Origin of the sequence: Luteibacter sp. OK325, from assembly GCF_003050935.1 — a bacterium.
In the GTDB taxonomy this organism is placed as follows: domain Bacteria; phylum Pseudomonadota; class Gammaproteobacteria; order Xanthomonadales; family Rhodanobacteraceae; genus Luteibacter.
The window spans coordinates 24058-37692 of the sequence record NZ_QAOX01000006.1; the positions used below are offsets into that span (position 1 = coordinate 24058).

Consider the following 13635-nt stretch of genomic DNA (forward strand, 5'->3'; position numbering starts at 1 on the left):
GCAAGCATCACCTTGCGTCGTTACCCCGTCGTGCCAATGCGGTGTCCGTGCGTATGACGGTTCGGTGATTTCGGCAAGCGCGAGTGTGTCGTGAATCACGCTCGAACTGAACGTTCATATCGGCTGTCATGAAACGCATAGGGAGGGCAACGCCCTCCCTATGTTCCACGCTTTGTTGCAGACATTACATCCGATGCAGAGCCTTCTGTTCCGCTTGCGTCAGTTGGCTCTTCGCATCAGCGCGACCAAGCACCTGCACCGGCGACCCGCTGTCATAGCCAGCTGCTGGCGACACGCTCGAGGTATTGTCACCGTCGCTCAGCACATGCACCGAGATCTCGGACGGGATCTTGTCACGCGCATCGGATTGCTGTTTGCGCGCCACATCTTCCGCGGCCTGCGTCGCGGCGGTGGCCGCGGCGCTCGCCGCATTCAATGCACCGATGTTGACAGCCGCTGTCACGGGAACACCAATCGAATCGCCCTTGACCTGGATGTTGTCGGCATTGGCCACGCGCGCTGCGGCGATGACCAGGTTACCGGAGACGCGGATACCTGCGTCGCCAGCATCGACCGTGCCGCGTGGTGCGATGAGGTAGGCGTTGCCGGGCGGCGCACCTTCAACCGTTTGTAGCGTGGCGATACCCGCACCGCTCACCTGGCCGCGTGCGTCGACGCGGCACCATGCATCGACATCACACAGGAAGGTCGGCGGAGGAACCTCACTGTTGGTCTTAGCACCCTGGCCGGCATTGATGTCGCCGTTGGAGCTCCAGATCGTGACATCGCCGCCTTGCTCGGTAAATACGCGGCTTTGCGCCAGCAGCAAGCTGCGGTCGGTGAAGACGTTGACGTTACCGGCCTCAAGGGTGAGCAGGCCCATGGTGTTGGGTCCGGCTATGACCTTGCCGTTCGCGTCGGTAATTTGCGAAGGCGCCGCTGTACTGCCGATAAGTGCCTGTCCACCGGGGCCGAGCAACGTGACGTCCCCACCCTGCTGCGTCTGGATGGTCGAGCTGCGTATATCCAGATCGCCGGTATCCACCGTGGCAGCCCCGCCGTTGAGCCCGCCCTGCCCTGCGCCGTTCGATGTATATCCGAGCGTACTCGGGAACATGCTGTCCAGCGCGGCGTAGCCACGAGCGTACTTGCCCGCGTACGGGCTCGATGGATTGTTGTAGTCCGTGCCTACCTGGGCAAGCAGCTTGAACAGGACCTTGTCGGCGAAGATACGCTGGACAATCTCAGGTTCCCCGGCGAACAAACCGAGGGCCTGGTCGTCGGTCAGCGGTGTCGTCACGTCGTCCGTGAGATGACCGGTGGCCGTGCGCTCACCCGCGATACGCTGCTCCATGAAGGCCACGAGGTCCGGCACCAGACTGGGCAAGCCATCGCCGCCATTGAGGTATTGCGCGAGGAAGCCCGCCGCGTCCACGCCCGGACCGACGCCGAAGTTCACCAGGATGTCCGCGCTTTCGTGCGGAAGGTAGGGATTGTAGGTGTTGCCGACGGCCTGGATGCCAGTGGGCGAACCCGCAAAAGAAGTTGACAAATCGGCCTGGCTTACGAAGGGACCGACGTCACGACCTGCGTCGACGACGAAGGTTCCGGGGCCACCGACCAGCAGCGCCGGCACTAAAGGTAACGCCCAGGAGTTTGGACCGATGACGTTACCGTTGGGGAAGAACGTGTCATAGATATCTCGACCCGCCGACACGCGCGTGATATCGGCCGCGCGTGTGTGTTGGCCGATAAGCGAAAGGTTGACGATGTCGCGGCCGGCGCGGATGTCGGCCTGTTTTGAGGGCATCAGTATCAAGGCGCTATAGGTTATGCCTGTGGCATCCGTAACACCGTTTGTAATATCGCCATTGAGCGCATAAATACGTACCGGTGTCGTGTCGTCGGCGTGCAGCGAGTCGGGCTCGTGGAATAGCGTATTATCGCCGATCACCGATAACCATCTTCCAGTGCCGCTCGGCGGGCCTTTCGGCTGAAGTGGTGATGTCATGCCGTCCGGCGATGAATCGATCAATCCAAAGTATGGATTGCCGTCGGCGAAAGTCGGCCCGGAAAGCCCGATATTGTCCTCCGCCAAAAGACTCAGGTTGCCCGTGGGAGACGGAAACAACGAGCCGCTCGTAAGGATATCGATACTTCCGCTTAAAGCGGAAAGAGCGACGTTCGCTGGAAGAATGGTTTCGCCGTTCACGCCGCCGCGACCGAAGAACACCTGATCCGGCGCCAGCAGGCTGCCGAAGGCGACATCGCCCGCAACCGATGCAGCGGCGAAGGACGATGTCGTCGAGTATCCCTGGTCGTCCGCATGCCCCGCGGGGAACAATTGATCGAGGGGGCCTTTTGCTGCATACGAAGGATCGTACACGCCGCCAATATCGGCTCCCTGGCGCGCGGTAACGGTGACCTGGGCGTCCTGAAGACCGAACAGTGTGGAGACAGGAGTCGTGTACTCAGACCCGGCGTTCGACTGGAAGCCTGAGTCGAAGCTAGCCAAGGACGGCGAAACCGCGATTGCCCCGTCGGCACGAACGTCTGCCGTACCCTTGGCAACGAAATAAGTCCCGCTAAGGATGTCTCCGCCGGCATGCACGGAGAGGTCGCCGCCGCCCACGGTCGTGATCGATTTGCCATCCGGATTCTTGTACCAGGTGGTCGGCAGTGAGACGGAAAGTTCGCTGATGTCACCCCCGGCGTCCACGTCCACGTTGCCACCGATACTCATCACGCCCTGATGGAAATTGCCGAAGTTGATGGACGAGCTCGATCCGTCGGCAGCGTTACCTGTCTGCATCCACTGCCACCAGTATTGCGCGACGGAATTCCCAGGTGGCGCCTTGGTCTGCGACCCATCAACGTCGACGACATTCTGGATACTGGTGATGTCGCCGCCGGCCTTCAGGTAGATGTCGCCGGCATGATCCGGGTTTACCAAACCGGTCACCAGCACGTCAGGAAGGGTCGCGATCCGGGGCAGCAGCGCCGCCCCTGGCAATTCCGAGGGGCGAAGGAGATCCACGCCCGTGCCCGCCGCTGTACCCTCAGCCGGCGCACCCGCGGTATAAATCGTCGCTGGGGCCGCCGCGTCGAGCCACTGGATATCGCCAGCAGAAACCATATCGATGTCGCCGGTGCCAGTGCGGATCGTGGTCGGCATGAATATCGTCTTGCCGGAGAACGGTCCGTTCTGGGTCACGACGGTGGGATCGGTCAGGGTGTCCTTTACCGCAAAGTGGCCGTCAAGCGTGATATTCGCCGTGGATGCCACGGACGTAGCCAGCGGATCGACGCTCCCCAGATCGGTGCCAGCGACAAAGCGGTACGACGTGCTCGATCCTCCAAGCAACGTGGCCGACGCCAGCGACGTCGCGTTACCGAATGTCGGCATATTGGAAGGCGAATTGTTGGGTGCAGGTTTACCAAATGTAACGGTTGGCGGAATTGAAGTATCGGCATCTTCATGCGGGGCGAACGGCGCGTAGAACAGCTGGCTGTTCGTGCCGTCGCTCAGGAGAAGATTCACCGTAAAGGTGTAGTTGCCATAGTTGTTGGAATCGAGGTACGTGCTGTAGTCGTGCGACCAGGTAGCGTAGTCCTTGCTAATCGGAAGGAGCAGAGGCGATGGGGTATCCCCCGATGCCTGAAACTCCGGAAAATTGAATAGCCAGTTCGCATACGCATTGGCATAGTCGTCATAGGTCGTATAGTTCGCCGGTGACGGAGCCGTCTGGTTGATCGCGTTTTGCGGGTTGTACGTGAGGAACCCCAGCGCGTTCTGCTGCACGTACGACGACGACCACCCGAAGTTCGTGATGCCGTTATCACCGAACGCGAAGATGTACTGCTTGTAGTTCGCGTAGTACTGGTCACTTTGATTCGACGGAGGAGCAATCAACGGCTGGTAGAACGGATCCTTGCTGATGTCGGCTACGCCACCGCCCGGCGTCTTGAACTCACTCGGGTCACCGTCGGCCAGGTTGATGGTTCCGTTCCAGGCGTTGTTCTGGTCGAGGTACAACTGAGCGTTCTGATACGCCGTCAATGCGGAGGCGTAAAGCGGGTTCGTGACGGGCGGAGGATTCGATTCCTTCGGCGCGAACGGCGCGTAGAACAGCTGGCTGTTCGTGCCGTCGCTCAGCAGAAAATTCACCGTAAAGGTGTAGTTGCCATAGTTGTTGGAATTGAGGTACGTGCTGTAGTCGTGCGACCAGGTAGTGTAGTCCTTGCTAATCGGAAGGAGCAGAGGCGATGGGGTATCCCCCGATGCCTGAAACTCCGGAAAATTGAATAGCCAGTTCGCATACGCATTGGCATAGTCGTCATAGGTCGTATAGTTCGCCGGTGACGGAGCCGTCTGGTTGATCGCGTTGTGCGGGTTGTACGTGAGGAACCCCAGCGCGTTCTGCTGCACGTACGACGACGACCAGCCGAAGTTCGTGACGCCGTTATCGCCGAACGCGAAGATGTACTGATTGTAGTTTGCGTAGTACTCATCCTGCTGACCCTTGGACGGCGCCGTCAGCGGCTGGTAAAACGGATCCTTGCTGATGTCGGCTACGCCACCGCCCGGCGTCTTGAACTCACTCGGGTCACCGTCGGCCAGGTTAATGGTTCCGTTCCAGGCGTTGTTCTGGTCGAGGTAAGCCTGCGCCACCTGGTATTCCGCGACCGCGGCGTCATACAGCGGGTCGCCAGGCGTCGTGTCGTTTAGTTGCGCACCATCGTTCTGCTGGTAGAAGCCGTCGGTGATGCTTGCCTTGAGGTCGAGGTTGCCAGCGGCGCGTACGGTGAGAATCGGCGCCTCACCGTTGTAGCGATAAGCCAACTGGGGCTTACCATCAGTGCCGGTCACGCCGGCACCGAGGTTCCAGTTGGTGACGACTTCGATATTGCCGCCGTTGGCGCCATCGATCGGATTGCGCAGCTCGATGCCTGGACGAACATTGATGTTGGCGATGCCATCGAAGCGGTTACCGAAGGTAAAGCCCGGCTGTTCCACGAAGCCCATCAGGGTGCCCGGGCCGTTCGCGGGATCGCCACCGGCGTACCCGTAGAAACCGGCGTGGTCGGTATTGATCGCGTCCGGCGTGAAGTAGTACTGGTCCATGTACGTCGCTTGCTGGGCAGCATCCGCCGGCGGCGGGAGGACATTGCCCTTGCCGTCGTTCCAGGTGCCCGCCATCATCGTCTTGCCGTCTTTCATGAACCAGCCGGCCGGATCGATGACACCGTCGAAGTGCTGCGCACCCGTAGAGCCATCCTTCGTGCTCCACACGGCGAACGGTTCGATGGTGACGTCACGCGCACCCTTGATCGACGCAGGATTGTCGATCGTGATCGGTACGTCCCCGTCGGCTAGCAGCGGTGCACGAATACTAAGCCTGCCGCCGGCGAAGGCGGTATCCGCTCCGCCGGAGACATTGATCTGGGCGCCGGCACCCACGTGCACGTACCCGGCATTCGCCCGATCGACGACCTCATAGCCATAGGTCGGATCGAGGCTGCCGTCGCTTGAGCCCGTCGTGCCCAGCACGACGTCACCGCCGCGCTGTTCCGGCGTGGTCACATGGGCATCGAGCGTGCCATTGATGTCCAGGCCCTTGAGAGCCCACACCTCGATGCGGCTGCCCGCCGGCGAACTGGCATCCACCGTGCCGTCGATGCGCGCATTGCCACCGTTGGCGTAGAGGTAAACCTTGTTCGACTTCAGCGTCGTGCCGGCGGACAGGGCCAGATCGCCCTGCCCGCTGGTGATGTCCACCAGGCCTGTCGAGCCGCTGGCGGCGACGAGGCCGGCCACGGTGTCGAGATCGAGCGCGCCACCCGTGCCGATGGTGAAGTATCCGCCGCGATAGCCTTGTGCCGCGTGGCCGTCGTAAGTGCCGCCAAGCAGCAGGGCGCCGCCCGCGACGGCCTTGAAGGTACCGGCATCGCCAGCTTCAGTGGCGCCGCCGTAGCGCATGGCGGCGCCACCATCGATAGCGATATCGCCGGTGGCAGTCAGCACCAGGTTGCCGCCCGGTGCGTACGCCGCCGTGTCGAAGAACTGCTTGGTCACACCACCGACATCAAGCGTCGTGCCGCTGGCCACATGGACGCCGCCCTGGGTTGCGTCCAGCGTCAAGCTGCCCGCCGCTGCCGTGAGGTTCATGCCATCGTCGATGCTGCCAGCGCGCAGGTTCAGAGCGCCGCCCAGACCATCGGTCGAGAGCGGTGCGCCCTGGGTGCCGTGCAGGCGCATGGCCCCGGTCGTGAGCAAGGTGGTTGCCGAACCGCTGTTCGCCACGAAAACCGGCGCGGACAGATCCACGGAGGCGGCGCCGAAGTCCACGCCACCCTGCCCGGCGGCAACGAGGCCGGACGTCGCCACGCCATCGAACGCGCCGAAACCGTGGAGCGATGCCGTGCCCTGGCCGAAGTCGATCTCCCCCGCACCGACACTCAAAGTGCCGCCACCTGCCAACGCGCTTCCGGCGGACGCGCCAAGCACGTTCGCAAAGGTGATGGTTCCCGCGTGCAGACTGACATCATGACCATCGCCCGTGAGCGCGCCAGCGCTCAGCACGAGACTGTTGTCGACGGAGACATCCTGCGCACCGACAAAATCGATGTTTCCACGACTACGCAGCGTGACCGAATCGGAGCTGCGCCACTGCGCCAGCGTCGCGGCGCCGATCACAAGGCCATCGTCCGGCGCCGTTGCACCGGCACCGACGAAGGCGATGCGACTGGCGGTGGCATCGATGTTCTTGCCGGTCAGCAACGCATTGTCGTCCACGCTCACACGACCGGTAGCGTCCAGTGAGAGGGCGTTCCCGCCATCGACGATCGCGCCCGCACCGATCGTCAGGGTGCCACCCGGCGAACCGGCGGCCAGACCCAGACGCGAGATGGGCGCCGCGCCGTTCTGCGAGACGCGTAGCAGTGAGCCGTTGCCGTCCACCGCCGCCACCGGCTTGCCGCTGGCATCCGTACCTGCGTCCTGACCAAACACCAATGGCTGGCTGGCCACCGGATTGCCCGCGCCACGTGCAGCGAGAACGCTGCCGTCCTCGAGCGTGATGCCATTGCCACCCGCGCCGGCAGCCAGCACGATCTCCTGACCGGCGAGCGGGTGGGCTGCGTCGTTCGACAGGAGGATGGAATCGGCCGTCACATCGACGTGATCGCCGTCGGTACCGCTGCTGCGTGTGCCACCGAGCAAGAGGCTACCGGCGCCAAGCGTGGTGAGCCCATCCGCGGCAATACCCAGGTAGCCGTCGCGCGCCGTTTCACCCGCGCCAAGCACCTGAATGGCCTGGCCTGCAATGTCGACCTGCGACGTACGACCACCCGCGCCCGGCGTCGCTTCGAGCGTCGCACCTAGGTCGAGCTCGTGCCCGGCACCGATCTGCAGGCGACCCGCATCGGCCGCCAGCGGCGGCGCCACCTGCCCTTTCTTCGTCGCGGCGGCATTGAAGAAGGTGTCGGCATCGGTGAGGCGATACTGCGAATACTGCTGCCAGGTCGCAGCCGACTGGACTACGAAGGTGGTGGTTCGTGCATCGTGCGCGCCCGTCAGCGCATCGCCGTAGTAACCACCCACGGAGTAGCCACCGTCGGCGAACGCCGCGGCACGACCAACGACAGCATCGCGCGAGGTCGTGTCCTGGTAGATGCGCATCGCACCCGGCAGGGTCGCGTACTGCGCCGGAAGCAGCGTGTAGTAGCCCGCGGCCAGGCCCGGCACGCCGGACAGGTACACCTGGCGACCCACGCCCGGCTGGACGACGCCGCTGGCGTCCATGGAAAGATCGGTCGCTGCCACCGCGCCGCGATAGCCCGGCAGGATGGCGTAAACGGTGGCGCCGTTCGGTGCCGTCGTAAGCAGGTCACGGGTACCCCCCGTGCCGGGGACGAACTCCGACCCCTGGAGATGACCACCACCGTCGAGGTCGATGGTTGCGCCCGCGTCGAGCGCCACGGAATCGCCGGCCACTTCAATCTGCTTCGCTGGCGGAGCGGTGACAGTCGTCGCTGGTAAACCGGGACGCAGGGTGTAACGCCAGTCGACGCCATCGATCGTGTTGCCGTACGGCACGGTAAGCCCGTCGAGCGATACGGACGTGATGCTGCCCGGCGCCAGATGCACGCTCTTGGTGCTTGCCAGTGCCGGGAGCCCGGACGCGAGTCCAAAGTCGCTTGCATCCGCTAGCGGATCCGTCGTTCCCAGGACAATGGTTCCCGAGGGAACGCGGATGGTGCCTTGCTGTTCGATGTGGTCGGCGCTGACGAGGAGCGCACCACCCGCAGAGAGCGGCGTGGTCGATGCGTTGCCCGAAGGAAGGAAAGTGATGCTCGTTTCCCGTGCATTGCCATCCGCGTCGGGTAGACCTGATGCATTCGCATTGATCGCGAAGCGATACCCGCTGGTCGGATACACCTGCCCCGCCGAGAAAACGAGGTCGCCCGTGCTGAACAGCATCCCGGGCGAGACCGTCAAGCCATCAGTCGACGCGTAGAGCGCCGGCAGCGTGAAGCGGAGATCGTCTTTGGCATTGAAGCTGGCCTGCCGCCAGCCTTGCAGGTTGACCATGCCGCCCATGTCGATGGTGGCCGCATTGACATCGAGGATGCCGTCGCCCGCCGCGGTAACGGGTGAAGCGCGAGTGCCGTAAGCCGCGGGCATGCCGGTGATATGCACGTACGGCGCGTCAATGGTGACCTGGCCGGCACCCTGCACGTAGCCCTTGGCGACATCCACGCTCGTCGCCGTCGCCGGCAACGCCTCGATGCCGAATGAATTGATAGCGACCTGCCGTCCGAGGTTGAGGTTAACGTCACCAGCAAAGCCGAGCGGAAGAACCACCTTGTCGCTTAATGGCTCACCGGCCCCCGGACCGAACTGCAGGCTGCTGATACCTGAGCCGTTGAGAACGTCGGCGGCGAACTCGAGCGTGCCGTCCGCGCCGGCAACACCGCCATCGAACACGTCACCCTGCGCAAAAGCCGGTTTGCGGTCGTACGACTGGCGCACGAGGATGCCCTTGGCTGTGACCAGAGCATTGGAATCGTTCTCGTCCATCCCGACGACCTGCAGCGAGCCGCCCTCGGCCGAGGGTCCGCCGCCATGGCCGTCGAGTGTCGCACCGATGTAAAGACCTGCAGAAGCGCCGAACACGATGCTTCCGGCGTCGCTCCACACCGCGGTGGGTTCCGCAGCACTTGTCGCACCGTTCAGACGCCGCGACGCGGTAGGCAAATCAAACGTATCCGCTGCACCGGAGACATCAATGCGGGCCCCATCATCGGCGACGACAAACGTTTCGTCGCCGCCAGTCAAGGTAACCGAGCCACCCGAAAGTACGTCACCCACCCTCGGTACAACACGCCCAGCCTGCCCGTTTGCGGGTGCGGCATGACTATTCACGAGGGAAATACCGCTTGCGTCGATCGTCGAGTCGCCACTGACGCGCACACGCGATGTCAATCCCGTATCGGCACCTGGAAAGTCACCTGGGGAAAGACTAGTGGCAGCGAGATTGATGGCGCCACCGTGCGCCGTCAAACTACCGTCGACCTCGACATTGTGCAACGCCGAAATATCGATGACGCCCCCCGCATCGACAGCGACAGCAGCACCTCTACCGACAGTAGCCGTTCCCGATACGCCAGGCACTATACGCGGGCCACTCGATGGGCGCGTGGTATCCACAGGCCAATTCAGGTAGTCGCCTGCACTTAGCGTGAGGCCCGGCGTCTGATCCGGTGAAGTGCCTCGTGTCGCCCAACGCTGCCAGTCATCGAGGAAGCCAACACCGGTAACGGCGGTGGTCGCCAAGAGGTCGGATCCGGTGGGTAATCCACGCAAGCCATCGACGTCGCCAAGCAGGTTCGCCGGCCGTACAACGACGTTCGTCCCATCGGCGACGGTGGCATCGGTGACCGAGTACAAATTGTACCGGCTGAAACCCTGCCCGGCGAAGAACTCAGGAGACAGCCATAGGCCATTAGGGAGCGCCATATCCGAAGGGTCGCCACCGATTTGAACCTGTGCGGCTCGCAACGTTAAAGCACCGCCTCCAGCAAAACCCCAACTGCGGAGCGTGCCGTCCAGCTCGACGCGACCGTGGTCGAACGATGCGGGTGGCGTCCCACCCGTCCACGCCGGTACGTTGACAGTGTGAAGATATGCCTGCAGTTCAATATTGCCACCGCGCCCCGCCGGAACGCCATGATCGAGGCTCACATTACCGTGCGTATCAACATAGCCGCCACCGGTCACATCGATCGTACTGCCGTGGGCCAGGATGATTGAGCCTGTGCCGTCGCTGAGGCCATTTTTGCTGGTTCCGAACGCGGTATACGTGGAAAGTGACACGTTGCCACCATCGGTCCAGCGGTCTCCCTGGATATGTCCGGCGTCCAGCCCGCTATCGTTAACCCACTGACCGCGCGCACTAAGCAGAGAACCGTCGTGAAGCGTGATGCCTGCGTCCAGAAACGGCGGCGTATTGAGGGGCTGGCCTGGTTCCACAGCCAGGCCCGCAGTGCTCGCAATGGAAATGTTCCCCGCTGGAGCCTCGATGCTGCCGTAGATGTCTACACGCGATCCAGTGATCGACACGCTACCGCCCGGCTGGAGCACAAGATGCGTTCCCGCCGTCTCCTCGAAAGACACCCCAGTTGCCAGGTTGACCGTGCTGAAGCCGGCCTTACCCAAAGTATCTGCGCTTATGACCATCCAGGGTGCATCGAGACCCTTCGCAACATCCAGGTCGCTCCAATCCGTATCGCGATCGAAGCCCGGCAAGAGTGACTCCAGCGTGCTCGATGTCTGCTGCAGACGAACACCTAGGCTTCGGTTGGTTCCGCCGACAGCTGACGCGCTCATATCAAACGCAAAGGTACCGCCGTCCGGCTGGGTGCCATCGACGGTCTGCTGTGTTCCAGGCGTTGCCTGTGCGGAGATATCACCATCGAGCGCGAGCCCCGTCTTCGCGTGCACGATCAGCGTACCGGCGTCGGCGCCCTTTACGAAGCCCTCTTCGTAGCGCCGCGAGCCACCCATGATGGGTGAGTTATAGGTTTCGTTGACGCCCCAGCGCGCGTGCGTGCTCGTGTACTGTCCGGCGAAGCCGACATAGTCGACGTTCGGATCAGCGGACGCAATGTTATAGATGCGCCCATCCGCACCGAGAAGATTCGGCGTGGTGATCCAGCCGGATTGATAGGCAAGATAGCCACCGTCCAAGGCTAGACGAGAACCCGTACGCGCGACGACCTCGAGGCCATCCAGTGTGATAGAGCCGCCACGCGTCAGCATCTGGTCGATGTCGCGCGGCATATTCTGCACATAGCCTGCCGCGTTGAGGATGGGACTGCCGATCCAATCCAGGCCGTCGGCACGCGTGCCCGACGCCGTGCTGTCCAGCATGACGTTCTTCTGGGTATACAGGAAGCTGTTACGCAGAAGTGGCGAATCGGCCAGTTCGTTCTGGCCGATTCGCGGGATGCTTACCAACAGAGCGGAGATCGGTAGCTCCACGTCGGCGAGGCCCGAAACATCTACCGTTGCGCCACTGTCTATGTAGACGCGGCCGTCATTAGCGACCTCGAGTGGACCACTATTGCCCACGGCGTGCAAAGACACGTTGCCGCCAGGGACTTCAATCAACGATCCGCTGTCGAGCGTGACGCGCGACCCGGAAACGTCGACGCTGCCGGGTACGAAGACTTTATCGGCATCGGTAGTCGACGTGGTGGTGGCACCGTCCTTTTCGGGCAGAACCGCGGTTACCGAACCTGCTCCGAACTCGACCGGACCGCTAGCAAAGCCTACCTTGCCCGTGATGCTAATGCTGCCGGGCCGTGAGATGCTCGTGGAGGTTACGAGGACTCCGTCCTGGTCTACGCGCGGACCTATCACCTTGATCGAGCCACGACGGGCCTGAATCAGGCCACTGTTCTCGACGCCATCGTCAGGACCGCTTGGCGTAAAACCGTTATTGACAAAGTTGAGGCTGCCGTCTGTCGTTACGTTATCCAGCTCCGTCGCCGATTGTAGAAGGACCTGGCCATCATCCGCCACGATCGCGCCACGATTGACGATCTTCGGTGCCGCGACCAAGACGAAGCCATCGGCTCCCGCGTTGATGGAGGCGCCTTTCTGCACGACTACGCCGACGCCACCGGGGGTCGAGGTATCGGCCAGCAACACAGGTTGGTTGCTCTTGTTTATATCAGCGATACCCGAGCTCAAGAACGTATCGTTACTTGTCTTCGTATCCTTCGAGAACAGATACATCGAACTCGCCATCAGCGAGTGCGTATTCACCTGCGCGCCCTGCCCGAAGATCACACCATTGCGGTTGAGCAGGTAAACCGTGCCTTCAGCCTTCATGCTGCCGAGGATCTGGCTCGGATTCGCCGACGGATCGTTAACACGGTTCAGCGCGATCCAGTCGTTACCGCCCCCGCTCAGGTTGCCAGCGCTCTGGTTGAAATAGAGTGTGGTATCCCGACCTACGTTAAAGCTATCCCAGGTCAGGATTGCCTTCTTCGCGGTCTGTTTCACTTCCACGGTGTGCTTGCCCGCGGCCACGGTATCCGTCGGATTGAGAGCGTTCTGCCACAGCGTAGGATCGGTGGCGATGCCCGCTGCGGGGTTCAGGCCGCCCGCCGCCATGCCGTTAGGCACGTTGGAGACCAGCTGGGCCGCGGCGCTCTGTGCGTCCTTCTGCGCCTGCATCTGCGCGGCGAGCGCCGAGGCTGCCGTATTGAGGTTCTGGATCGACTGCTGCACCCGCTGCTGCAGCAGCGCGCTACCCGGCGAGAAGCTGACGTTGTTGCCGTTGTTGGCACCGGCGGACGGTGCCGATGGCGGCGTGGCGCCCGGCTGCTTCGTCGCGAACCATGCCGGACTGAAGGCCGGGGGCGTGGTTGCCGCATGAGCGACACCGCCACCGAACAACGCCATGGCGATGAACTGGCACATGGCCTTTCGGCGGAATGTCGGTCGCGGCATGGGCGGCGCCAGGCGGCGGGTATCGGCAGCAGTGCGGGTACGTACGATCATGAGAAATCACCAATCATCGTTGCCACTTCATCATTGAGTTCGGGTAGTGCGGCGAGCTCCCTGAGCTCGTCGTCGCACAGCTCGCGCATCACCTCGCGGATCGCCAGGCGGCGTCCGTCATGCAGCCACGCGTTGAGCACGCTGGCGATCGCGCGGATCGTCGGCAGCGCGGTGTCGTCCTGTGTCGCCTTACGGTGTTTCAACCGGTCGTCGACGGCGTAGCGCACGCGGCCGCCGAGGAAGGCCGACGATTCGCCGAGCAGTTGCTCCAGCGTCTCGCGCGAGCAACGGTCGATCAGCATCTCGGCGGCCTTGTTCTGCCGGGCCGCATACAGTTGACGAAGCATTTCGGCAAGGGCGTGCAGGCAGCTCATGCCGCCCACCCGTGCGTCCACTTCGGCACGCGCGCGTGACGCTCGCGGCCGCGCTGCGCGGTATTCGGGTAAACATTTCGAATCATGGTCGGGATACACGGGCTGCCTCGCTGACCTGATGCATGAAAGAGAGACGTCCCTGTCGGTTGCGATGTCCTGAGCATTCCTTTGCGCCCCACCGCCGGG

The 13635-nt window shown here is 62.7% G+C and carries 2 protein-coding genes; both read right to left on the reverse strand.

Translation table 11 applies throughout. The annotated features are described in order from the left end of the window. Positions 1–184: 184 nt before the first annotated feature. The gene (locus tag C8J98_RS13670) at positions 185–13075 is read right to left on the reverse strand and encodes a filamentous haemagglutinin family protein (protein ID WP_107913764.1); all 12891 of its coding nucleotides are present in this window, start codon (positions 13073–13075) and stop codon (positions 185–187) included. Further along, entirely contained in the window at positions 13072–13449 is a 378-nt protein-coding gene (locus tag C8J98_RS13675; protein WP_107913765.1) for a hypothetical protein, read from the reverse strand. Before C8J98_RS13675 ends, C8J98_RS13670 begins: the two co-directional genes overlap by 4 nt. Positions 13450–13635: the final 186 nt, after the last annotated feature.